The organism is Pseudomonas sp. KB_12 (assembly GCF_052114545.1).
Classification (GTDB): domain Bacteria; phylum Pseudomonadota; class Gammaproteobacteria; order Pseudomonadales; family Pseudomonadaceae; genus Aquipseudomonas; species Aquipseudomonas brassicacearum.
In genome coordinates, this window is record NZ_JBFREY010000002.1 from 178,687 (window position 1) to 201,501 (window position 22,815).

A 22,815-nucleotide genomic window follows, 5' to 3' on the forward strand; every position below is an offset into this window, starting at 1 on the left:
TGGATTCGGCTTGCAAGTTGTCACCCATGGGAACGGATAGTCCCGACAAATAATTAGTCGAGGAGCCTACTCACCGAAGCAGCGCACYGAAGCATCCGACGGCCACGCGTCGCGGCAATGGGTCGCAGCACCGAGGCTGGACTTCATTACATCAATAATTCTTCTTCTCAATTGACAATCATTATCATTAAGCCTAATTTGGCGCTCGATGTGTAGGACGAGTGCGGCATCCGGACGTCCCGCTAACTTTTTGCAGCAAGGTGAATTCCATGACGGAACAAGTATCCACAAGCAGGTGCGACTCACCGTTACTCCAGGCATTCGTGGACAACCGATTGATCCTGGTCAAGATCGCGGCACGCATTACCGGCTGCCGATCCCGTGCGGAGGATGTGGTGCAGGACGCGTTTTTCCGGCTGCAATCGGCGCCGCAGATCACCTCCTCGTTCAAGGCGCAGCTCAGCTATCTATTCCAGATCGTGCGCAACCTGGCGATCGACCACTACCGCAAGCAGGCGCTGGAACAAAAATATTCGGGGCCGGAAGAGGAAGGGTTGAACGTGGTGATCCAGGGTGCTTCGCCAGAAACCTCCCATATCAACTTCTCCACGCTGGAGCACATCGCCGACGCGCTGACCGAGCTGCCCAGCCGCACCCGTTATGCCTTCGAGATGTATCGCCTGCATGGCGTGCCACAGAAGGACATCGCCAAGGAACTGGGCGTCTCGCCGACCCTGGTGAACTTCATGATCCGCGATGCCCTGGTGCATTGCCGCAAGGTGTCGGGGGTTCGGGGGGATACCTTCGCCCGGCGGTGATATGTCAGTTCCGGCCCCATCGCGGGCAAGCCTTGCTCCCACAGGTTTTTCTGGCAGGCAGATAGTGTATGAAGCCCGGGGCCTGTGGGAGCAAGGCTTGCCCGCGATGGCGGCCTGATAACCACCACCTGCCTCATGCCAAACCTCACATCAACCCACACCGATCAAAAAACCGCTCACGCCCCAGGATCATCAGCGCCGCGCGCTTGTGGGGGAAATCGAATTCCTTTTCACAATGGAAGCACTGGTTGTGCAGGTGCCCGATCATCCGGGCATTGTCGGCCCGGGGCTCGGCGACCACGCGCTGGGTGCGCGGATCGTCCAGGAACAGGTAATGCACCAGCGCCGACAACCAACTGGCCACCTTGTGCGGTCCCCGGTGTTGCTCTTCACCCACCAGCATGTGGATGCCGCGATCGTAGTTGCCGGCGTCATAGAACGGCGCGATCCGATCCTCCTTGGCCCAATAGGCTTCGAAGTAAGCGAACGGCTGGTCATCGAAACAACCGATCAGGGTCAAGACCCGGGGATCGGCCTGCAGCTTGCCCAGGTACTCGCGGTGCTGTTCCAGGCTGCCCTCCTCCTGCCAGAAACTCGCCACCCGCGGGCTGTTCTGCCAGCGGTTGAAACGCGTAAGGTCCTGCTCGATTTCCAGGGTGCGCAAGGACACCCAGGCCCCCAGCCGCGCATCGAAACGCCGGTACACCTCGCCACGGGGCTTGATGGGCCGGCGTGGATGGCGCTGGCCATCGGTGATGGTCATGTGTTGCGGGTAGCTGCCGTTGAACGACACTCCCAGCCAGGGCTGCGGCAATTGCCAGAACATCGTGCGCTCGCAGATGTATTCACCGGCACGTTCAGTGGCCGTCAACAAACCGCTGAGCAAGGCTTCGCCGGGGCGCTCGTCGAGGTGCCAGGTCAGGCGCTGGCAATCGGGGTCGCGAGCAAACAGCCAATAGCAGGCCGCCCACAGCGCCGGGCCGACCGGTCGGTCGTTGATTTCCTGCAAGTGCACGTGCAACTCGGGACCGCGCGCAAGGCGCAGCCGGATCAGCGGGGCACCTTCGAGCATCAGGCTCAGGTGGCGTTCGGTTTCATCGGCGCCGAGGCGACGGCCGCCGGGCAAGGGCAGCGTCGTCGGGTGGTTGAGGTTGGACATGGGAGGGGCTCGCGTATTCGTCGGTAGTCAACGAGGGACGTGAGCCAGGAAGGGAAATTTAGTGGCGCATTCAATGGGAATGCGTGGGCACCAGATGAATCTGGTAGGGCTGGAAAATCTTCAGCAACTGACCGTTATCCCGCAACATTTGCAGCAACTGCGCAAACGCCTCACTGGAAATGGGCGCCTGCGGGCGGATCAACGCGTAATGGTGGTAAACCTGATCGATGCGTTCAGACACCAGCAATTGCGGGCCGACTTCGGGATTGCGCAACACGTAATCGTTGAGGTACGAACGGGTCACCAGGGCGATATCCGCACGCCCACGCAAGACCATCAGCAGGTTGCTGTCGTGGGAATACGTCAGCGTGGCGTTGTATTGGCCGGCGAGGAACTTGGGGTCGGCGTTGAATTCGGCGAAGGCGTAGTGATAGCCGCTGAACAGGGCCAGGCGCTTGCCCCTGAGGTCGGTGAAATAACTTTGCGTGCGATCCGGCTCGCGCTGCGCGACGAAGACTTCCGCATCCTCCAGGCCCATGTCCACCGAGGTGTGCGGCACATCTTGCCAGCCCCACTCGGGGTTCTCGAAGATCGCCATGTCGACCCGGCCCTGCTTGAAATCATTGAAGCGGCGCGGGATCGATGTCGGCACCAGCACGAACTGATAGTCGGTTTGCGCCTGGTTCAAGGCCTCCACCATTTGCGGCAGCAGGCCGGTGTCGGCGCCGTTTTCGGGACGAACGGTATAAGGCGGAAAATGCGCCGCGCCGATCCGTACCAGTTGCGCTGCCTCGGTCGGCAGCGCCAGGAAAACGGCCAGAACAGCCAGCAGCAGACGCGAGGTCATCCCCATCGGCGAAAACGTCAAGATAACCCACTCCCCAAAAGTCCCATCAATAACAATCAAGCTAGGCGGTTTCAGCCACTTAGCCAGCCACACACGGTCATTCAAGGCATTGCTCGATTATTGTTTTTCTTCAAGCACCAGGATCAGGGCTTGCTCGGCCAGCTCATCGAGACTCAGGCTGCCTTCGGCGCGAAACCAGGTGGTGGTCCAGGACAACGCTCCCGTGAGGAACCGCCGGGTAATGGACACGTCTCCACGAATATACCCGGCCTCCTTGGCCTGGCCCAGGACCTCGAGCCACAAGTCTTCATAAATATCACGCAGGGCCAGCACGTGCCGCTGTCCGTCCTGCGATAGCGAACGCCATTCATAGACCAGCACCGCCATGGCCTCGCCGGTGCCGCCCATGATCGACTGCAATTCGCAGCGGATCAGCGCCAATACCCGCTCACGCACGCTGTCGGCCTCGGCCAGGGCGGCGCGCATCAATGCGGTGTTGTAGCAGATGGTTTCTTCCATCACCGCCCGCAGGATTTCGTCCTTGCTCTTGAAATGGTGAAAGATGCTACCCGACTGGATGCCCACGGCACTGGCCAGGTCACGCACCGTGGTGCGCTCGAAGCCTTTGTTGCGAAACAGGTGGGCGGCGGTCTGGAGCAGTTTGCCGCGAGCACTGTCCGGGTCGGTCAGTTGCCCGTTGTCGACCAGCTCCCGCATCACGCTCAGGGCTTTTTGCTCGTCCACCCATTATCTCCTACAGTCGATCAACCCACGCGCGAGCATTGCACATCAAACCATCAGTGGCGCGGGCAATTTAAGCTGACCGAGGCAACCAAGCAAGCGCTCGGCCAGAAGAACCAGCGGTCGTTTACAAACCAAGCGCTTGCTTGGTAGTCTCGAGCCACCTTTGTCGGAGGGAACGCCATGCCCAAAACGATCCGTATCGGTTGCGCCAGCGCCTTCTGGGGCGATACCTGTACTGCGGCGGCGCAACTGGTCGAGGGCGGGGCGCTGGATTACCTGGTGTTCGATTACCTGGCCGAGGTGACGATGTCGATCATGGCGGGAGCGCGGCTGAAGGATTCTTCGAGCGGCTATGCCACGGACTTCATCGAGGTCCTCACACCGCTGCTACAGCGTTTGCAGGACGACGGCATCCGCGTCATCAGCAACGCCGGCGGGGTCAACCCCCAGGCCTGTGCGAAGGCCCTGCAAGCGGCCTGCGATCAGGCGGGCGTGCCGTTGAAGATCGCCGTGCTGCTGGGCGATGACCTGCAACCGCAATTCGAACGGCTCGCCGCCCAGGGCATCCGTGAAATGTTCAGTGGCGAGCCCCTGCCCTGCGCGTGCGTGTCGATCAACGCCTACCTTGGCGCGCCCGGCATTGTCGAGGCGTTGCGCCTGGGGGCCGATGTCGTGATCACCGGTCGAGTGGTGGACAGCGCCGTGGTCAGCGCCGCCCTGGTGCATGAATTCGGCTGGGCCTGGGACGATTACGACCGATTGGCCCAGGCCGCACTGGCCGGGCACCTGATCGAGTGCGGCGCCCAGTGCACGGGCGGCAACTTCACCGACTGGCAGCAAGTGCCGGATTATGAGCACATCGGCTTTCCCATCGTCGAGGTCAGCGCCGACGGCCAATTCACGGTTACCAAAACCGAAGGCAGCGGCGGATTGGTCACGCCATTGACCGTCGGCGAGCAGTTGCTCTACGAAATCGGCGACCCGCAAGGCTATCTGTTGCCGGACGTGATCTGTGATTTCAGCCACGTCAGGTTGATCCAGCAAGGCAAGCACGCCGTGCGCGTCCACGGCGCCAAGGGCTTGCCGCCCACCGATCAATACAAGGTCAGCGCCACCTGGCCGGACGGCTGGCGCTGCACCGCCACCTGCCTGATCGCCGGCATTGATGCGGTGGCCAAGGCTGAACGGGTCAGCCAGGCAATCGTCGCCAAGACCTCACAGATTTTCAGCCAACGTGGCTGGGCGCCCTACAGCGAAGTGAACATTGAACTGCTGGGCAGCGAAGCCACTTACGGCCAGCACGGCCAGCGCCGGGACAGCCGTGAGGTGGTGATCAAGCTGGCGGTACGGCACCCGGACAAACAGCCGCTGGTGCTGTTTTCCAGGGAAATCGCCCAAGCCGCCACCGGCATGGCGCCGGGGCTGACGGGTCTGGTCGGCGGTCGGCCGACGGTGTCGCCGTTGATTCGCCTGTTCTCGTTCCTGATCGACAAAACCACTTGCCGGCTCGACATCGAACTCGACGGCCAGCGTCACCCTTGCCCCCTGCCCACTTTCGAACCGCTACGCACCGTCGATCTGCCGGTCGCCCCGGATGTGCCCAAACCCCAGGGCCGGGCCGATGCCAGCGTGCCGCTGGTCAAACTGGCGGTGGCGCGCTCCGGCGACAAGGGCAACCACAGCAATATTGGCGTGATCGCCCGGGAACCCGAATACCTGCCCTGGATCGCCGAAGCGCTGACGCCGGAGGTGATGGTCGATTGGATGAGCCACGTGCTCGACCCGCGGTTGGGCCGGGTCGAACGCTGGTATCTGCCGGGCACCCACAGTTTGAATTTCCTGCTGGAAAACGCCCTCGGCGGCGGCGGTGTCGCCAGCCTGCGCATTGATCCCCAGGGCAAGGCGTTCGCCCAGCAGTTGCTGGAAATCCAGATTCCGGTGCCGCAACACATTGCCGACCGGGTCAACGCCTCCCCACACCGCCCTGATGCATGCCTGACCCGTAGGAGCTGACGAGTGCAACGAGGCTGCGATCTTGTCCCGGACAATTGAGTCGCGAGCGAAAGATAAAAATCAAGATCAAAAGATCGCAGCCTTCGGCAGCTCCTACAGGGGGGGCGATTTTGCGCTAATCCGTTCGAGCAAGAGGAATCCTCATGCCAATCTTCGAATCGCACCTTGATCCCCACAGCGCTGACTTCACGCGCAACCACGCGGCGATGCTGGCCGGTGTCGAACAGTTGCGCCAGCTCGAACAGGCCGTGCTGGAGAAAGCCGCCCAGGCCCAGGGCAAGTTCGACCAACGCGGCCAACTGTTGCCGCGCCAGCGCCTGAACCTGCTGCTCGATCCTGGCGCGCCGTTCCTCGAACTGGCGAGCCTGGCCGGCTACAAACTCCATGACGACAAGGACGGTAGCCAGGCCGGCGGCGGCCTGATCGCCGGGATCGGCTACGTGTCCGGGGTGCGGGTGCTGGTGGTGGCCAACAACAGCGCAATCAAGGGCGGCACGATTTCCCCCAGCGGCTTGTACAAGACCCTGCGCCTGCAACAGATCGCCATGGAAAACAAACTGCCGATCATCACCCTCGCCGAAAGTGGTGGCGCCAATCTCAATTACGCCGCGCAGATTTTCGTCGAAGGCGCGCGCTGCTTCGCCAACCAGGCACGCATGTCGGCCATGGGCCTGCCACAGATCACCGTGGTGCATGGCTCGGCCACCGCAGGCGGGGCTTATCAGCCAGGATTGTCGGATTACGTGGTGGTGGTGCGCGACAAGGCGCGGCTGTTCCTGGCCGGGCCGCCGTTGCTCAAGGCCGCGACCGGCGAAGTGGCCAGCGAGGAGGATCTGGGCGGTGCGCAGATGCATGCGCAGGTGGCGGGCACCGCCGAATACCTGGCCGAGAACGACGCCGACGGCGTGCGCCTGGCCCGGGAGATTCTCAGCCTGCTGCCCTGGAATGCGCAACTGCCACCGCAGCCCGAACGGAGCTGGACGGAGCCGCTCTACCCTGCCGACGAATTATTGGGACTGGTCCCCGACGACCCGAAGAAGCCCTATGACGTGCAGGAAATCATCGCCCGCATCGCCGACGGCTCGAATTTCCTGGCCTTCAAAAGCGAGTTCGACGCCCAGACGATTTGCGGTCACTTGCACATTCGCGGCCACGCCTGCGGCCTGATCGGCAACAACGGACCGATCACGCCGCAAGGTGCCAGCAAGGCCGCGCAGTTCATCCAGTTGTGCGACCAGAGCCGCACGCCGTTGCTGTTTTTGCACAACACCACCGGGTTCATGGTCGGCACCGAGTCGGAGCGACAGGGGGTGATCAAGCATGGCGCCAAGATGATCCAGGCCGTGGCCAATGCCCGAGTGCCCAAGCTGACCGTCGTGGTGGGCGGTTCCTACGGCGCCGGCAATTACGCCATGTGCGGCCGTGGGCTGGACCCACGCTTCATCTTCGCCTGGCCCAACAGCCATACGGCGGTGATGGGCGGTGCCCAGGCCGGCAAGGTCCTGCGCATGGTCACCGAGGCCACGCAGATCAAGAACGGCCTGACCCCCGACCCGAAGATGCTGGACCTGCTCGAGCAAACCACCGCGCAGAAACTCGACAGCCAGTCCACCGCCCTCTACGGCAGCGCCAGCCTGTGGGACGACGGGCTCATCGACCCGCGCGACACGCGCACTTTGCTGGGCTTGCTGCTGGACATCTGTCACCAGGCCGAGCAGCGGCCACTGCAAGCCAACAGCTTCGGCGTGGCCCGTTTCTGAGGACGCTCCACGGCTCACAGGAGAACACTAAAAATGATCTTCACCCAGGAACACGAAGCACTGCGACGCACCGTTCGCCAGCTTGTCGAGCATGACATCAACCCTTACGTCGACGAATGGGAGAAAGCCGGGCGTTTTCCCATCCACGAGGTTTTCCGCAAGGCCGGCGAGCTGGGCCTGCTGGGCATTTCCAAACCAGCTGCCTTCGGCGGCATGGGCCTGGACTACAGCTATTCGATCGTCGCGGCCGAGGAGTTCGGCACCATTCATTGCGGCGGCGTGCCCATGTCCATCGGTGTCCAGACCGACATGTGCACGCCGGCCCTGGCCCGTTTCGGTTCCGATGAGTTGCGTGAAGCGTTCCTGCGCCCGGCCATTCGCGGCGAACAGGTGGGCTGCATCGGCGTCTCGGAGGTTGGCGCCGGCTCCGACGTCGCCGGGCTCAAGACCACGGCGCGCAAGGACGGCGACGACTACGTCATCAACGGCAGCAAGATGTGGATCACCAATGCACCCAGCGCCGATTTCATCTGCCTGCTGGCCAACACCTCGGATGACAAGCCCCACGTCAACAAATCGCTGATCATGGTGCCGATGCACAGCCCCGGCATCAGCCTCGGCCAGCACCTGGACAAACTCGGCATGCGCAGCTCGGAAACCGCCCAGGTGTTTTTCGACGACGTGCGAGTGCCACAACGCAATCGCATCGGCCAGGAGGGCGCCGGGTTCATGATGCAGATGCTGCAGTTCCAGGAAGAACGCCTGTTCGGCGCGGCCAACATGCTCAAGGGCCTGGAGCATTGCATCGACAGCACCATCGAGTACTGCAAGGAACGCAAGACCTTCGGCGCGGCCCTGATCGACAACCAGGTGATCCACTTTCGCCTGGCGGAGCTGGCCAGCGAGATCGAATGCCTGCGGGCGCTGGTCTACCAGGCCACCGAGCAGTACATCAATGGCCAGGACGTCACGCGGCTGGCGTCGATGGCCAAGCTCAAGGCCGGACGCCTGGCCCGGGAAACCACCGACAGTTGCCTGCAATACTGGGGCGGCATGGGCTTCATGTGGGACAACCCGGTCGCCCGGGCGTATCGCGACGTGCGGCTGGTGTCCATCGGTGCCGGCGCGGACGAAATCATGCTGGGCATCATCTGCAAACTCATGGGGATTTTGCCGGGGAAGAACAAGTGAGTACATCGCCTGCCAGACCGCCATCGCGAGCAAGCTTTGCTCCCACAGGTGAATTCAATCACCGGGCATTGTGGGAGCAAAGCTTGCTCGCGATGAGGCCCTAACAGACACCGCAAAACGCCAGGAATAACCCCATGCCCGCCTTCAGCAAAATCCTCATCGCCAACCGCGGCGAAATCGCCTGCCGGATCCAGCGCACCGCCCAGACCCTGGGCTATCGCACGGTGGCGGTGTTCAGCGAGGCCGACGCCGACGCGCTGCACGTGCGCATGGCCGATGAAGCGGTGTTGATCGGCCCAGCCGCGGTGCAGCAGTCCTACCTCAACCCCTCGGCCATGCTCGATGCAGCCCGGCGCTGCGGGGCCGATGCGATCCATCCCGGCTACGGCTTTCTTTCGGAAAATGCCGGGTTCGCCAAGGCCTGCGAAGCGGTCGGCATCGTATTCATCGGCCCCAGCCCCGAGGCCATCGACCTGATGGGCAGCAAGCGCCGGGCAAAAATCGCCATGATTGAAGCCGGCGTTCCCTGCATCGCCGGTTACCAGGGCGCCGCCCAGGACGACGACACGCTGCAGCGCGAAGCCGGGCGTATCGGCTACCCGTTGATGATCAAGGCCAGCGCCGGTGGCGGAGGCAGAGGCATGCGCCTGGTCCAGCGGGCCGAGGACCTGCTGGAGCAGTTGCGCAGCGCGCGCTCGGAGGCCCTGCACGGTTTTGGCAGCGACGAGTTGATCCTCGAACAGGCCTTGATCGATCCGCGGCATGTGGAAGTGCAGGTTTTCGGCGACCACCATGGTCATCTGATCCATTTGGGCGAACGGGACTGTTCGATCCAGCGGCGCCACCAGAAAGTCATCGAGGAAGCGCCCTGCCCGGTCATGACCGCCGACCTGCGCCAGGCCATGGGCGACGCAGCACTCAAGGCCGGACGCGCTGTGAATTATGTCGGGGCCGGGACCGTGGAGTTCCTGCTCGCTGCGGACGGTCGGTTTTACTTCCTGGAGATGAATACGCGCCTGCAGGTCGAACACCCGGTCACCGAGTTGATCACCGGCCTGGATCTGGTGGCCTGGCAATTGGACGTCGCCGCCGGCAGGCCGCTGCCCCTGCGCCAGGAGCAGGTGACGCTCAGCGGCCACGCCATGCAAGTGCGGCTGTACGCCGAGGACCCGGCGGCGGATTTCCTGCCCCAGACCGGGCGGTTGATCGGTTGGGAGCCGCCCATACTGGACGGCGTGCGAATCGACCATGGCCTGCTGGAGGGCCAAGCCATCACCCCGTTCTACGATTCGATGCTGGGCAAGCTCATCGTCCACGGCGCCACTCGCGAGGAGGCCCGACGCAAATTGTTGCGAGCGGTGGAAGATTGCGTGCTGCTTGGCGTCCAGAGCAACCAGCGATTGCTCGCCGGGTTGCTGGCACACCCGCGGTTCATCGACGGTGACTTCGGTAACGGATTCATCGGGCAACACTTTGCCGATCATGCGGCGCTCCGGCCCCTTGAGCCCTCAGCCGAACAACTCGCCATCGCCACGGCGGCGTTTTATCAGGCCTCGCAAGCACGGCATACTCCGGGCCTGCGCGGATGGCGCAACAGCATCGGCGCGGCGCTGCACTACCGGATCGGCGTCGGCGAGCACGACTGGACGCTGAGCCTGGTGGCCAAAACCGACGGCACATTCAACATCCGCAGTGCCGGGTGCTTGATCGAACTGAGGCTGCTCGACGCTGCCCCCCATGGCGCAACACTGGTGATCGATGGGATTCGCCGGCGGCATGCGTGGCGCCTCGATGGCAACGATCTCTGGCTGTCCACCCGACCCGGCGGCCTGCACCTGCAGGACCGAACCCATGCCCCCATCGCCGCCAAGGCCAGTGCCAACGACGGCATGCTCAAGGCGCCCATGGACGGTGCCATTGTCGAGCTGCTGGTCAGCGAAGGCAGCACGGTGCGCCAAGGCCAACTGCTGATGGTGCTCGAAGCGATGAAAATGGAGCATCCACTCAAGGCAGGCATCGACGGGGTGGTCAGGCAATTGCAGGTCACGCGGGGTGACCAGGTGAAAAATCGCCAGGTTTTGTTGCGCGTTGAAACAGCCCACTAGTCGGATGCCGAGGGTTTGACTACGCTCAAACCCATCAGCACGCCGATACCGGGAACCCTGCAATGCCTCACTGGCTGGTGATTGATCTGGAGGCCACCACCGATGAAGGTGGCTGGCCGGTAACCGAAATGGAAATTATCGAAATCGGCGCCACGCTGGTGAATCGTGACGGCCGCGAAGTGGATCATTTCCAGCGCTTCGTGCGGCCCCTGAGGCGGCCGCTGCTCACGCCCTTCTGCCGCGAACTGACCCACATCACCCAGGCCAATATCGACAATGCCGCGCCCTTGACCGAGGTCTGGCCGGCGTTCGAGCGCTGGCTGGCGCCGTATCAGTCGAAGCTGGAAAGCTGGGTCAGTTGGGGCGATTACGACCGCAAGCAACTGCTTCAGGAATGGCAGCACCAGCAGTTGCACAGTGTCCTCGGCCAGGTGCCGCACATGAACCTCAAGCAACGCTTCGCCAAGGCCCGGCGACTGGAGCGACCGCTGGGGCTCAATGGCGCGCTGCAACTGGCTGGCCTGCAATTCTGCGGTCAACAGCACCGTGCGCTGGAAGACGCACGCAATACCGCGCGGTTGTTGCCCCTGGTGCTTGCGCGTTGAGCGGCAGCCACCTCCCAGTGTGGCAGATGACGAATGTTGCGGCCTTGTGCATACTGGCCGGCCTTTTTCAGCCCCTTTTTCGAGGAATCGCCCATGTTTAAAGTCAACGAGTACTTCGACGGCACCGTCAAGTCGATCGCTTTTGGCACTGCCGAAGGCCCTGCGACCATCGGCGTCATGGCACCGGGCGAATATGAGTTTGGCACGGCCCAACGGGAAATCATGCACGTGGTCTCCGGCGCCCTGACCGTGAAGCTGCCTGACAGCACCGACTGGGAAACCTTCGAGGCCGGCAGCCAGTTCAATGTTCCGGCCAACAGCAAATTCCAGCTCAAAGTGGCCGTCGATACCGCTTACCTGTGTGAGTACCGCGGCTGATTCGGCGAACCACCAGAGCTGCTCCCCTTTTGGGGGCATGGTTAACCCTGTGGCGAGGGAGCTTGCTCCCGCTGGACGCGCCAGCGTCCCCTACGATGTGATGACTGGAATGCAGGGGCTGCTTCGCAACCCAACGGGAGCAAGCTCCCTCGCCACAAAAGCCTACAAAAAATGCTTGCGTGATAAACAAAAATGCCCGTGTCCAATGACACGGGCATTTTTGTTTACGGATTTTTTTATTCGAGCACTTCAACCGGCATGCCGACTTCAAGCCGACCGTTGCTGTCGTTGACCAGGTTCTGGCCGAACATCGCACCGTCCGGTGTCGAACGGTAATGCTGCAACGTGGCAAAGGGTTCGCGATTCGGATCGCGTTCGCCGGTTTGCGGATCGACCGTGGTCATGATGCAACGTGAGCATGGCTTGACCAGCCGGAACTCAACCTCGCCGATACGAATGCGCTTCCAGCCGTCCTCGGCAAACGCCTCGCTGCCCTCGACCACCAGGTTGGGGCGAAAGCGCAACATTTCCAGCGAACGACCGACTCGGTTCGACAGATCCTGCAAGGACGCCTGGCCAATCAGCAGCAGGGGGAACCCATCGGCAAAGGCAACCTTGTCGTCATCCTTGCCATAACCGGCGGCGGTGGTACGCGCCAGATCCACCGGCACATGCACCAGGCGGGTTGGATTGCCGATGAATTCGCTGACCCAGGCCGCGGCCTCGTCACCGGCATCCGGCACACGCAAGGTGTCACGCCAGATGGTCACCCCGCGCCGCTGTTCTTCCACCACGGGCGGCAGCGGCACGTCGATGGCGCCATGGCCCGGCGCGCTGAGCGTCAGGCCACCCGCTTCGTTCCACAAGGCTGAGAGCTGGCTCATCTTCGCCACGGCTCGCTGGGTCAGGAAACGCCCCGTGCCCTCATCCACCAGCATCCAGCGCCGGTCACCGTCCAGCCCGAGCTTGTCCAGGCCGATCCCTTGCAAGGGCTGACCCTTGCCGGACTTCAACGGATACCGATACAGCGCGCTCAGCCGCAACATGGTCAACTTCCCTGGTGGCGAAAAAATGCCACCTTATACGAGCCGGCCATTGAAGCAAACCACCATCGGTTTCAGTCGAGCATCAGCCGCTGGCGCACCACATCGACCAGCTTGTCCGGCTGGAATTTGGAGAGGAAGTTGTCGCAACCGACCTTCTTGACCATCGAATCGTTGAAGCTGCCGGACAACGAGGTGTGCAGTACGACATAGAGCCCACGCAAGCGCGGGTCGTTGCGGATTTCAGTGGTCAGCCGGTAGCCGTCCATTTCCGGCATTTCCGCGTCGGTGAAGATCATCAGCAATTTATCGGTCATCACCTCGCCGGTATCGGCCCAAGCCTTGAGCATGTTCAGGGCCTTGAGGCCGTCGCTGGCGATGTGCATTTTCACGCCCAGTTGCCCCAGGGTATCGCGCAGTTGCGAGAGCGCGACGTTGGAGTCGTCCACCAGCAACACTTCGCGACCACGGGCGCGCTCCAGCACCGGGTCTTCGAGCTTGTCCCGGGAGACCTTGGCGTTGTACGGCACGATTTCGGCCAGGACTTTTTCCACGTCGATGATTTCCACCAACTGATCGTCCACCTTGCTGATGGCCGTCAGGTAGTGCTCACGGCCAGCGCTTGTCGGCGGTGGCAGGATGGCTTCCCAGTTCATGTTGACGATGCGGTCGACACCGCCCACCAAAAATGCCTGAACCGAGCGGTTGTACTCAGTCACGATGATGGTGCTGTTGGGGCCCGGCACCAGCGGACGCATGCCAATGGCCTGGGACAGGTCGATCACCGGCAACGTCTGGCCCCGCAGATTGACCACGCCGCACACGAACGGGTGGCGCTGCGGCATCAGGGTCAGCTTCGGCAGCTGCAGCACTTCCTGGACCTTGAACACGTTAATGGCGAACAACTGTCGACCCGCCAGGCGGAACATGAGAATTTCCAGGCGATTCTCACCCACCAGTTGGGTTCGTTGATCTACTGTGTCGAGAATGCCGGCCATCGATGACTCCTGGGCTTGTTCGGATGAATCCAATGAATGAGATATCGGCTGCGCGAACCGAATCTTGACCCCCGGATAAAATACAATCACGGGGTATTGATGTCACATTAACATCATGTTTTACTGACTTCATGATTTCATCTGCACCTTTTCTCTGCCGCGCGACCCAGGTTTGCGTGCAAAGTTCCCCTGCCTAAGGGATTCCCCTAGGCACAATCAGGTCCAACCTGATATTCCCGTTATCCAATAGCCATTAATGTGACGCCATTCTCATTGCTGAACGGAGTCAGGCTTTTGTGCGCGACCAAAGGTCATCGGACCTCCAGTCTTTCGGCCGATCCCACCCGTGCAATTGTTTGCGAATTCGCTTTCGCTGAACGGCAGGGATGTGTCGCCGTGCGTCCGACCGCGGCCGACCTTGAGATCCAGCCGTTCGCCATAAGCGGTTTTCTTTCGCCTGACATGATGTTGTGGAGATAAGCATGCCGAACGATCGTAGGAACTGGACTCAGCGTCTTCCCGAGCTTCTGATCGAGGCCGAGACGCTGTTGGCCAAGTCGGAGGAATGCCTGAGCCATCTGCAATTGATCAACAACGACAAGGACGCCATCGATTGCATGCTCAGCACCTTGCTGAAACTGTCGAACAAGGCCAATGCCCTGGCGCTGGAAGCCGTTTCGGAGTTTTCACTGCATATCCATGGCTTGCTCAGTCACGCGCAAAACCACATGGAGTTGCATGACCGAGCCTTGGACGCCCTGAAGGATTGTTTAACCCTGATGGCCTGGCAATTGGAACTGGTCGATCACACCACCGGCCAGTTGGGCCTGGACAGCAGTGAACAGATTTCGTTGATCGAGGCATTCGCTTTCCAGGTAGGCCAGAGCCCCGGCCAGGCATCGGCAGCGTCAAGTCCGCTGGCGTTGGTATCCTACCCCCAGAAACAAGCCTGAGACGATGATGCCGGCTCAGTGCTGCGTGCCAGGTACGTAGCGCTTTCACCGCGCCATGCCGAGCGCGACCAACGATAGGTGAAGTGGTACTATCTCGCGCGTCAGCCACTTCAAGACAGCGCCGTAAAGCCGCCGACCGAAGCTGCCCTCGACCTGAAAACGTTTACCCGACCGGGCCTGTCAGATGCGCTGACCGGCCAGCCCGCAGCGAACATTCATTGGCTCCATCCGCTATGTACGCCAGCCTCAAGTCATTCATCACCTGGCCTCCCTCCCGAGAAAACGCCCGTCGCTTCACATTATTATTGTGTATCTGCTCGACCCTCGGCTGCCTGCTGGCCTACCTGTACGCCTACACGGTGCCGTTGAGCCTGCTGGTACTGAATGTCGCAGCCATGACTTGTGTTTGGATCCACCATCGGTTGTCACGCAAATCCATCAAGTTCCAGCCTCAGGAACTGGCCGACCGGTTGCTTGAGGTCCAGGAAAACGAGCGCCATCGCCTCAGCCGCGAATTGCACGACGACATTGGCCAGTTGCTGACCGCAGCGAAACTGCAAGGCGAATGGCTCAAGCGGCGGATGCCGGAAGAATTGCAAGGCCAATGCGCGCTACTCTGCGAGACCCTGGACGAAACCCTCAACAAGGTCCGCGACGTATCGGCGATCCTCAACCCCCGGCAACTGACCAGCCTCGGACTGGAGGCCAGCCTGCGGGCGCACCTGCTCAAGACCCTGGCCAATGCCCCGGTGAAGTGGAGCCTCGATTGCCAACAGCGCATGGCAGGCATCCCGGAGGAAATGTCGGTCGCGGTGTTCCGGATCACCCAGGAAGCGGTCACCAACATCTTGCGTCATGCCCGGGCGACGAATCTGCTGGTACGCTTGCAACGCCTGCCTGACGGCCTGACCCTGCTGATCAGCGACGATGGCCAGGGGTTTGTCCCCGCCACCCACCCCGCTCGCGAAGGCCAACGGGGCATGGCCGGCATGTCGGAGCGAGTCGAACAGTTGGGCGGCACCCTCAAGGTCATCAGCGAGGCCGGCAAGGGCACGCACATCGAAGCACGCTTTCCCTGGGCGCCGCGAGCCCTGGAACGAGCCAGTAAGAATAAGGTTCTCCTTTGATTTGTAATTTGCTCCTGGTAGATGACCACTCCCTGATCAGGGCCGGCGTACGCGCGCTGGTCATGGATATCCCGGGCTATGCCGTCATTGGTGAGGCCAGCGATGGCACGCAATTGGTCGAACTGGTCGAACGGTTGAACCCCGATATCGTGCTGCTGGACATTTCCATGAAGGACACCTGCGGCCTGGACGCCTTGCAACAGCTCAAGCGGGTGCGCCCCCACAGCAAGGTGCTGATCCTGTCCATGCATACGGATCCGGCGCTGATCATGCAGGCGCTGGAATCAGGAGCCCATGGCTACCTGCTCAAGGACACCACCGCCAATGAGCTGAAACACGCCTTGGAGGCGCTGCGCAACAACGAACGCTACCTGAGCCCGGCCATCGCCCATACCGTGATCAACCAGGCGCTGACTCGCGTCCAGAAGCATCAGTCGGACCCCGCCCGGACTCATAACCTGACGGCACGCCAGCTGGAAATACTGCGGCTGATCGTGCGCGGCAAGTCCACCCGGGAAATAGCCAACGGCCTGAACCTGAGCATCAAGACCGTGGAAACCCACCGGGCGCAAATCATGAAGCGCCTGCAGATCCATGACGTGGCCGGCCTTGTGCTGTTCGCGGTGCGCGAACAGATCATCAGCCTGGACGATTGAGCGCCGTCGCGCCGCCCAACAGCGGCGAATCGGACGGCAGGTGCACGCGCAGTGCTTTTGGGCGGACAGTGAAACGCAGGGCGTCTACCTGCAACGGCTCGCCATCGAGATTGATATCCAGGCCTTGCGCGACCTTGATCTCCACCCATGGCAAGCGCGCGCGGACAAACATGTTGTCGATGCCCAGGCCACCCGCCAGCAAGTCCTTCAATGTACTGACCACCTCCTGAGGCGCCGGCAAGATGCTGATGTCCAGCAACCCATCATTGGCCAACGCCTGCGGGCACAGCACGTGGCCACCCCCCGCCTGACTGCCATTGCCGATACCCAGCGCGAGCAAATCGCCCTGCCAGTGGAAATCGGGGCCCTGCAACTCACCATAGGCGGCACTCAGCTCACTGAATCGTGACAGGCCGGTGAACAGGTAGGCCGCGCCCCCCAGGACTTTCTTGAGGTCCTCGGAAGTGTTCGCCGTCACCTGGCTGCCAAAACCGCCGGTGGCCATGTTCAGGAAAATCCTGCCGCAGACTTCACCCACATCCACGGCCTGCGGCGCAACGTCGAGCAAATCCAGGGCCTGCGCAGGCTCCAACGGAACGCCAGCCGCCCGGGCGAAATCGTTGGCAGTGCCCAGCGGCAGCAGTACCAGGCTGGCATCACTCGAATGGAGGACGATCGCTTCGGCGATATCACGCAAGGTCCCATCACCGCCGCCGGCGATCAGCCGCGTATAACCGGCCTCCAGCGCCTCATCGACGCATCGTTGGGCATCACCCGCCTCCCAGGTCAACCGTACCGCCAGGTCCCAGCCCTGCTCGCGCTTGAGCATCACTGCCGTGCGAACCTCTTCGTTGAGCGCTTGCTTGCCATGCAAAATCAACAGCGCCTTGCCTTTGCTCATCGTCGTCTCCGTCATTGGAAGGTTCAGGAAATGGGACCGCTCATTCGAGCGAAAAAGCCCGAAATATCTCAATTTATTAAAAAAGCAGGAAGGCTTGCCCCCCCGGGAGAAAACCCGCAGGGCAGCTCGTTCGACCGGGACGTCTTGATTCGAAGAGTTTTCTTACAAGATCTGGCGAATCAGCTCAATTGACCCTCTAGCGGTATTGAGACACCTTGGCCTTCTGTTTTGCTGGAACGCTAAAACCCTCTTCACACAAGGAAGCACTTACCCATGGATGGATACGTCACGGCCCGCTGGGGCCGGATCAGTCGTTTGAACAGTTATGGCCAAGGGGATGAACCGTCCCATGCATAACCGTGAATACAAGCTGTTGCCCCAGCAGCGCGCGCCCCTTGGAAGCGGGCGGGCCGATACTCGGAACGAATGCAAAAGTTGCAGTAATCCCGTTGGAGGAATTGATTTGGAACCGCGCGTCGTTGAACTGGAAACCCACCTCAAATACATCCGCAAAGACATGGATGAAATTCGCACCGACGTAAAGGTGATCCGCCACAGGCTGGCCTATTCGGCTGGCGCTGCAGCGGTGGTGCTCGGCCTGCTGGGCTGGATTGCGAACAATCGATTCGATCAGGTGGTGATGCTGCTCACACGATGAAGGTGAGACGCGTGAAGGCCCGAGGATCCGGCTCGGGCCGCAGAACACCTGCCACAGTGCTAGCCCAGGACTTCGCTCAAGGGAATGAAACCCACTTCATCGCCCTCCACCAGCGTCCGGCCCTCGAGCACTTCGACCAGCCCTTCGGCCCAGGCGGCGCTGCGCAGGACACCCGAGCTTTGATTCCGGTAGATGATCGCTCGACCATTCTCCATGCGGCCTCGCAAGTATTCTCGTCGACTGCCTGCCTTCGGCCAGGCGAAACCGGCCGGCACCTTGAACTTGAGCGGCGCCACCGACTGAACGCCCTGGCGTCTTAGCAGGTAGGGCCGTGCCAGCAGTGCGAAAGTCACGAGGGTCGAGGCAGGGTTTCCAGGCAAGCCTATGACCGGCACGCCACGGTAATGCCCGAACGTCAGCGGTTTACCCGGCTTGATGGCGAGTTTCCATAGCGCCAGCTCGCCGTCCTCGCGCAAGGCGATGCCCAGGAAATCCGCCTCCCCCACCGATACGCCACCGGTGGACAGGATCAGATCGACATCAGACAACTGCGCCAAGCGCTCGCGGGTGGCCGATAAATCGTCGGGCAGGATACCCGCGTCAATCACGTCACAACCCATGCGTTGCAGCCAGCTACACAGCAGCACGCGGTTGCTGTTATAGATCTGGCCTGGGCCCAACGCCTGCCCGGGCTCGACCAGCTCATCCCCCGTGGACAGGACTGCGACGCGGACTTTGCGCACCACTTCCAGCGATGCACAGCCCAAGGAGGCGGCCAGCCCCAGCTCGATCGGCCCCAGGCGAGTGCCGGCAGAGAGCACTTGCTCGCCGACGGTGGTCTCCTGCCCCTGGGGGCGAATGTTCTGCCCGCTGACCATACGCTCGGTAAAGCGCACCCGCTGGTCGTCTTCAACCACGGCATTTTCCTGCATCTCGACGCAATCGGCGCCAGCAGGGACTGGCGCCCCGGTGAAGATCCGCGCGCACGTGCCAACGGCCAGCGGCTCTGGGGCCTGCCCGGCAAAAATCCGCTGGCTGACCTTCAATGGCTCGCCGTTCCAGTCAGCCAGCCGCAAGGCATAGCCGTCCATGGCGCTGTTGGGCCATGGCGGCAAATCTAGGGTCGACACCAGATCCCCGGCGAGCACTCGCCCTAACGCCGCGGCCAAAGGCAAATGCTCGCGCTGGACAATCGGCGTGGCCGCCGCCATCTCGAGCAGTCGTTCCAATGCGACCTCAACGGCCATCAAGGCCCCGGCCTTGCCCGGTTTACCCACGGGATTCACAAGGCGCTGCCTGTTTCAAATGAGCCACGAAGTTGCACGGCCGATGCCGCACATCCAGCTGTTCGGCCAGGATGCCATCCCATCCGGTACGCACCGCGTTGGTCGAACCCGGCAGGCAACACACCAGCGTGCCATTGGCCAGGCCTGCCAGCGCGCGGGACTGCACGGTGGACGTGCCGATGTCGGCCACGGATATCTGTCGAAACAACTCGCCAAAGCCATCGACCTGCTTGTCCAGCAGGCACGTGACGGCTTCCGGCGTGCTGTCACGCCCCGTGAAACCGGTGCCGCCGGTGATCAGCACCACCTGCACCACGTCTTCGGCAATCCAGGTCGCGACTTGCGCCCGGATCTTGTACAAATCATCTTTGAGCAGGACCCGCGCCGCCAGGTTGTGGCCAGCCGCCGTGAGCCGATCGACGAAGACCTGTCCGGACGTATCGGTTTCCAGGGTACGGGTATCACTGACAGTCAGCACCGCGATATTGAGCGGCACGAAAGGTACATCAGCCTTGGCTTTCATAGGCTCGTCCAGTTGTGAAGGAAACAGCCCGGTGTTATATCACAGCGCTTCATTTTTTCGCCCGCGCGGAGACACGCCATGACCCCGAACACGCCGCTGCCATCCTGCTCCATCCTGCTCTTGGCGGGTGGTCGCGGACAACGCATGGGCGGCCAGGACAAAGGCCTGGTGCAGTGGCAAGGCGAACCGCTGATTGCCCATCTGCATCGCCAGACCCGCGCCATGAGCGATGACCTGATCATCTCCTGCAACCGCAACCCGCAACATTATGCGATGTATGCCGATCAGTTGGTGCATGACGAGGAAGGCGACTTTCCCGGGCCCCTGGCAGGTATCCGGGCAGGCCTCAAGGCTGCGAAGCATCCGTATTTGCTGGTGCTGCCGTGTGATGTGCCGCAAATCGACGCCAACCTGCTCGATAACATGCGCAGGATGGCCAGCCAGCACCCCGACAAACCGCTGATGGTGCGCCACGGCGAGCACTGGGAGCCGCTGCTGTGTGTCATCCCATTGGCCCTGGCAGCGAGCTTCGAACAAGCCTGGCGCGAAGGCGAACGCAGCCCCGGTCGTATCATGCGCGCACTGCACGCCGTTGCCTTGCAATGCCCAGCCGACGATCCCCGCCTGGCAAATCTGAACACACCGGAGTTACTGGCCCGGCACAAAGGCGTGTCAGATTGACACTAGCCAGGAACTTGCGCGCGATGTATACGTCTGAAGGTCAGTAACTTGAAGAATCCATTTCGGAGAAACACCATGACACAACGGACCCTCGCCACGTTCATGCTCGCTCTGGGCCTCGCCACCCTTGCCGGGTGTGCTTCGCCAACAGTGATCACCTTGAATGACGGTCGCGAAATCCAGGCCGTCGATACCCCACATTACGATGAAGAAAGCGGCTTCTACGAATTCGAGCAACTGGATGGCAAGCAGACTCGTGTGAACAAGGATCAGGTTCGTACCGTTAAGGATTTGTAATCTGTAACGCTGCTGCCCTAAGTCGCTAGAAAAAACGGCGCTTCCTGAAGAGGGAGGCGCCTTTTTTTTGGGCTTGGTTTTGGGTTTTGGGTTTTGGGTGTATATCCGTTTCTTCGGTAACGGCCACTGGCGGTTCCGCTCTTACAGCGGGTCACTTTCGAAAAGCGCGAAAGTAACCAAAGCGCTACATGCCCCACCACTCGGTGCCTCGCCTAGGCTCGGCATGCCTGAACGAAGGCATTGCTCCGTGGAGCAATGCCGGAGTGAGGGCACACCGAGCCTAGGCGAGGTGCCGAGTGGTGGGGCAAGCCTTTTTTGCTTACTTTTTTTGGCGTTTGAAAAAAAGTGAGTCGCCGTAAGGGCGAAACCATAAGTAGCCGTTACCGAAGAAACGGATATACACACCATTCCCCCTTAACAAAAAACTACCACTGCAACGAAATACCGCTCTCAAACACACGTTCCAAGCCAGTAACCGGATCAACAAAACGCAACCCTTGAGCCAGCAGCTTCAAAGGATTCGAGTAATCATCCTCAACATCCCGAAGCACATCAGGATAAAACGGATCATTGCAGATCCCCGCCCCAAGGGCATTCATGTGAACCCGCAACTGATGCTTCTTACCCGTAACCGGATACAAGCCATAGCGCCACAACTCGCCGTTCCTTTCCAGCACTTCGATGGCCGTTTCGGTATTGGGCTCGCCGGGCCCTTCCTGCATTCGGAAGAACGGTTCGCCATCGATCATCCGGCTTTTATGCACCCGTGGAAAGGTCAGCCCGGGCAATGCGCGGGCAATGGCCTGGTAGCGTTTTTCGATCTGCCGCGTCGGGAATAACGACTGATACGCCGAGCGGGTGTTCGGGTTGGCCGAAAACAACACCAGCCCGGCCGTATGCCGGTCGATGCGGTGCAGAGGCACCAGATGAGGATTGTCCAACCGCCGGATCAGCCGTCGCAACAAAGTTTGCTCGACGTATTCGCCCGCTGGGGTGACAGGCAGAAAATGCGGCTTGTCTGCCACCACCAGGTGTTCGTCGGCGTACAGGATCGACTCCACCACCGGGATTGTCTTCTCGTCGGGCACTTCGCGGAAGTAGTGGATGCGCAGGCCTTCGCGGTACGGCAAGTCGACCTGGATCGCCTTGCCCTCCCCGTCCAATACCCTGCCCCGAGCGATCCGGTCCAGCCACTGTTCGCGACTGATGGCGCTGAAATGCTCGCACAGGCACTCCAGCACCGTCTGCCAGGAACCGGGCGGCAGGTACAGCGTACTGGCCTGATGATGAGCGGCGGAAAACGACGAACCGGACATTGAAAACTCTTAGGCATTTTTGCGAGGCGGTATTATCCGCCAGTCGCACAGGCCAGCCCAGCAATGATTGCTCACGCGGTGACTGACGTCGATTTTGCCGCCGCTTCGGTGAACTCTTTCAACCAGCGCAGCACTTCCACCGCCTCCCAGCGACCTGGATCGTACAGCGCGTACAGCAAGCCCTGGTAACCCACCACATCCAACTGTTTGTGATAGCCGGCACGCTGGAACAACGCTTCAATCTCGGCGAAACAGGTATTGAAATGCAGTTTATTGAAGGGGGTCTTGCCTTCGGTAACCAAGCCATCCAGGCGCAGTTCCAGGACTGCCTCGCGCACAACGTCCGCGGACATCCTGTTCACGCTGTTTTTCAGTTGTTCGACATTGACCAAGGGGACGCACTCCAGATAGCTGTATGGACATACAGTAACCGAAGCACACTACTTTCGCCAACCGCAGTATCAGGAACTGACGGACGAACGGAGGAATGTCACGATCTGTTCAGCCTCGAAGGGCCAGTCCAGTTCCGCACCGGTATCCAGCCTGCGCAGCACGGGAATCCGCCACCCATAGTCCTCCACCACGTCTTCGCGATCTGAAATGTCCACCAACTCCACCAACAATCCATGTTCGACGAAAGGCATCAGTTCAGCTTCGGCTACTTCGCAAAGATGACACCCCAGGGTGCCGAACAACTGGCATTCAGGAAGCATGGCGGGTAGACCCAAAAAAGATAGACGGTCATTCTAGGCCCAC

At 61.2% G+C, this 22,815-nt stretch carries 24 protein-coding genes; 13 read left to right on the forward strand and 11 right to left on the reverse strand.

The features are described 5' to 3' along the window. Positions 1 to 269 precede the first annotated feature (269 nt). A complete protein-coding gene (locus AB4Z20_RS01900) occupies positions 270 to 818 on the forward strand; it encodes an RNA polymerase factor sigma-70 (RefSeq protein WP_024619408.1) in 549 nt (182 codons plus the stop codon). A gap of 145 nt (positions 819 to 963) precedes the next feature. Here the strand turns inward: AB4Z20_RS01900 and AB4Z20_RS01905 are convergent, their stop codons facing one another. From AB4Z20_RS01905 to AB4Z20_RS01915, 3 genes are all read right to left on the reverse strand, one after another. Further along, on the reverse strand, positions 964 to 1,977 hold the full coding sequence (locus AB4Z20_RS01905; RefSeq protein WP_214510848.1) for a GNAT family N-acetyltransferase: 1,014 nt from the start codon (positions 1,975 to 1,977) through the stop codon (positions 964 to 966). Positions 1,978 to 2,047: 70 nt separating this feature from the next. After that, positions 2,048 to 2,824, reverse strand: coding sequence for a substrate-binding periplasmic protein (locus AB4Z20_RS01910; RefSeq protein WP_320390516.1), 777 nt, complete (start codon positions 2,822 to 2,824; stop codon positions 2,048 to 2,050). 117 nt (positions 2,825 to 2,941) lie between these two features. After that, on the reverse strand, positions 2,942 to 3,568 hold the full coding sequence (locus AB4Z20_RS01915) for a TetR/AcrR family transcriptional regulator (RefSeq protein ID WP_253472742.1): 627 nt from the start codon (positions 3,566 to 3,568) through the stop codon (positions 2,942 to 2,944). Between the two features lie 180 nt (positions 3,569 to 3,748). Here AB4Z20_RS01915 and AB4Z20_RS01920 point away from each other — a divergent pair, with 180 nt between their 5' ends. From AB4Z20_RS01920 to ppnP, 6 genes are all read left to right on the forward strand, one after another. Next, the gene (locus tag AB4Z20_RS01920; protein WP_258690641.1) at positions 3,749 to 5,581 is read left to right on the forward strand and encodes an acyclic terpene utilization AtuA family protein; all 1,833 of its coding nucleotides are present in this window, start codon (positions 3,749 to 3,751) and stop codon (positions 5,579 to 5,581) included. Between the two features lie 143 nt (positions 5,582 to 5,724). Then, entirely contained in the window at positions 5,725 to 7,341 is a 1,617-nt protein-coding gene (gene atuC / locus AB4Z20_RS01925; protein ID WP_258690640.1) for a geranyl-CoA carboxylase subunit beta, read from the forward strand. 33 nt (positions 7,342 to 7,374) lie between these two features. Beyond that, complete coding sequence (atuD, locus tag AB4Z20_RS01930) at positions 7,375 to 8,532, forward strand: citronellyl-CoA dehydrogenase (RefSeq protein ID WP_442089214.1); 1,158 nt, start codon at positions 7,375 to 7,377, stop codon at positions 8,530 to 8,532. 134 nt (positions 8,533 to 8,666) lie between these two features. Continuing rightward, positions 8,667 to 10,637: an acetyl/propionyl/methylcrotonyl-CoA carboxylase subunit alpha gene (locus AB4Z20_RS01935; RefSeq protein ID WP_442089215.1), complete on the forward strand. Its 1,971-nt coding sequence runs from the start codon at positions 8,667 to 8,669 to the stop codon at positions 10,635 to 10,637. 62 nt (positions 10,638 to 10,699) lie between these two features. Beyond that, the gene (locus AB4Z20_RS01940) at positions 10,700 to 11,242 is read left to right on the forward strand and encodes an exonuclease domain-containing protein (protein ID WP_253472731.1); all 543 of its coding nucleotides are present in this window, start codon (positions 10,700 to 10,702) and stop codon (positions 11,240 to 11,242) included. 93 nt (positions 11,243 to 11,335) lie between these two features. Continuing rightward, positions 11,336 to 11,620 carry a pyrimidine/purine nucleoside phosphorylase gene (ppnP, locus tag AB4Z20_RS01945; protein WP_014337306.1) on the forward strand — a complete coding sequence of 95 codons (285 nt, stop codon included), beginning with the start codon at positions 11,336 to 11,338 and terminating at the stop codon, positions 11,618 to 11,620. A gap of 236 nt (positions 11,621 to 11,856) precedes the next feature. Here ppnP and AB4Z20_RS01950 read toward each other — a convergent pair whose 3' ends face one another. Next, positions 11,857 to 12,666, reverse strand: a complete 810-nt coding sequence (locus AB4Z20_RS01950) for an MOSC domain-containing protein (protein ID WP_253472729.1) — start codon at positions 12,664 to 12,666, stop codon at positions 11,857 to 11,859. Positions 12,667 to 12,737: 71 nt separating this feature from the next. Continuing rightward, positions 12,738 to 13,661: a chemotaxis protein CheV gene (locus AB4Z20_RS01955; protein ID WP_003183670.1), complete on the reverse strand. Its 924-nt coding sequence runs from the start codon at positions 13,659 to 13,661 to the stop codon at positions 12,738 to 12,740. A gap of 482 nt (positions 13,662 to 14,143) precedes the next feature. On the opposite strand from AB4Z20_RS01955, the gene AB4Z20_RS01960 reads away from it, so the two are divergent. The 3 genes from AB4Z20_RS01960 to AB4Z20_RS01970 all read left to right on the forward strand — a co-directional run bounded on the left by AB4Z20_RS01960 (position 14,144) and on the right by AB4Z20_RS01970 (position 16,397). Continuing rightward, positions 14,144 to 14,614 carry a hypothetical protein gene (locus tag AB4Z20_RS01960; protein ID WP_253472727.1) on the forward strand — a complete coding sequence of 157 codons (471 nt, stop codon included), beginning with the start codon at positions 14,144 to 14,146 and terminating at the stop codon, positions 14,612 to 14,614. A gap of 233 nt (positions 14,615 to 14,847) precedes the next feature. Next, entirely contained in the window at positions 14,848 to 15,741 is an 894-nt protein-coding gene (locus tag AB4Z20_RS01965; RefSeq protein ID WP_214510877.1) for a sensor histidine kinase, read from the forward strand. Continuing rightward, entirely contained in the window at positions 15,738 to 16,397 is a 660-nt protein-coding gene (locus tag AB4Z20_RS01970; protein ID WP_214510838.1) for a response regulator, read from the forward strand. Before AB4Z20_RS01965 ends, AB4Z20_RS01970 begins: the two co-directional genes overlap by 4 nt. Here the strand turns inward: AB4Z20_RS01970 and yegS are convergent. Beyond that, positions 16,381 to 17,298, reverse strand: a complete 918-nt coding sequence (gene yegS, locus AB4Z20_RS01975; RefSeq protein WP_253472725.1) for a lipid kinase YegS — start codon at positions 17,296 to 17,298, stop codon at positions 16,381 to 16,383. The genes AB4Z20_RS01970 and yegS overlap by 17 nt on opposite strands. A 349-nt stretch (positions 17,299 to 17,647) precedes the next feature. On the opposite strand from yegS, the gene AB4Z20_RS01980 reads away from it, so the two are divergent. Next, positions 17,648 to 17,956: a hypothetical protein gene (locus AB4Z20_RS01980; RefSeq protein ID WP_250886185.1), complete on the forward strand. Its 309-nt coding sequence runs from the start codon at positions 17,648 to 17,650 to the stop codon at positions 17,954 to 17,956. Positions 17,957 to 18,015: 59 nt separating this feature from the next. On the opposite strand, the gene AB4Z20_RS01985 is transcribed toward AB4Z20_RS01980, so the two are convergent. Together AB4Z20_RS01985 and moaB are read right to left on the reverse strand one after the other, a co-directional pair. Continuing rightward, entirely contained in the window at positions 18,016 to 19,203 is a 1,188-nt protein-coding gene (locus AB4Z20_RS01985) for a molybdopterin molybdotransferase MoeA (protein WP_253478461.1), read from the reverse strand. A gap of 22 nt (positions 19,204 to 19,225) precedes the next feature. Further along, a complete protein-coding gene (gene moaB, locus AB4Z20_RS01990) occupies positions 19,226 to 19,765 on the reverse strand; it encodes a molybdenum cofactor biosynthesis protein B (protein ID WP_053120541.1) in 540 nt (179 codons plus the stop codon). A 78-nt stretch (positions 19,766 to 19,843) separates the two neighbouring features. Here moaB and mobA point away from each other — a divergent pair, with 78 nt between their 5' ends. Both mobA and AB4Z20_RS02000 read left to right on the forward strand, forming a co-directional pair. After that, complete coding sequence (gene mobA, locus AB4Z20_RS01995) at positions 19,844 to 20,446, forward strand: molybdenum cofactor guanylyltransferase MobA (protein WP_258690636.1); 603 nt, start codon at positions 19,844 to 19,846, stop codon at positions 20,444 to 20,446. A 75-nt stretch (positions 20,447 to 20,521) separates the two neighbouring features. Further along, positions 20,522 to 20,743: a YgdI/YgdR family lipoprotein gene (locus tag AB4Z20_RS02000; protein ID WP_003199454.1), complete on the forward strand. Its 222-nt coding sequence runs from the start codon at positions 20,522 to 20,524 to the stop codon at positions 20,741 to 20,743. 425 nt (positions 20,744 to 21,168) lie between these two features. Here AB4Z20_RS02000 and AB4Z20_RS02005 read toward each other — a convergent pair whose 3' ends face one another. The 3 genes from AB4Z20_RS02005 to AB4Z20_RS02015 all read right to left on the reverse strand — a co-directional run bounded on the left by AB4Z20_RS02005 (position 21,169) and on the right by AB4Z20_RS02015 (position 22,772). Continuing rightward, a complete protein-coding gene (locus AB4Z20_RS02005; protein ID WP_214510835.1) occupies positions 21,169 to 22,059 on the reverse strand; it encodes a pseudouridine synthase in 891 nt (296 codons plus the stop codon). Positions 22,060 to 22,130: 71 nt separating this feature from the next. After that, positions 22,131 to 22,451, reverse strand: coding sequence for a hypothetical protein (locus tag AB4Z20_RS02010; protein ID WP_024618375.1), 321 nt, complete (start codon positions 22,449 to 22,451; stop codon positions 22,131 to 22,133). 69 nt (positions 22,452 to 22,520) lie between these two features. Next, positions 22,521 to 22,772, reverse strand: a complete 252-nt coding sequence (locus tag AB4Z20_RS02015) for a glutaredoxin family protein (protein WP_253472716.1) — start codon at positions 22,770 to 22,772, stop codon at positions 22,521 to 22,523. Positions 22,773 to 22,815: the final 43 nt, after the last annotated feature.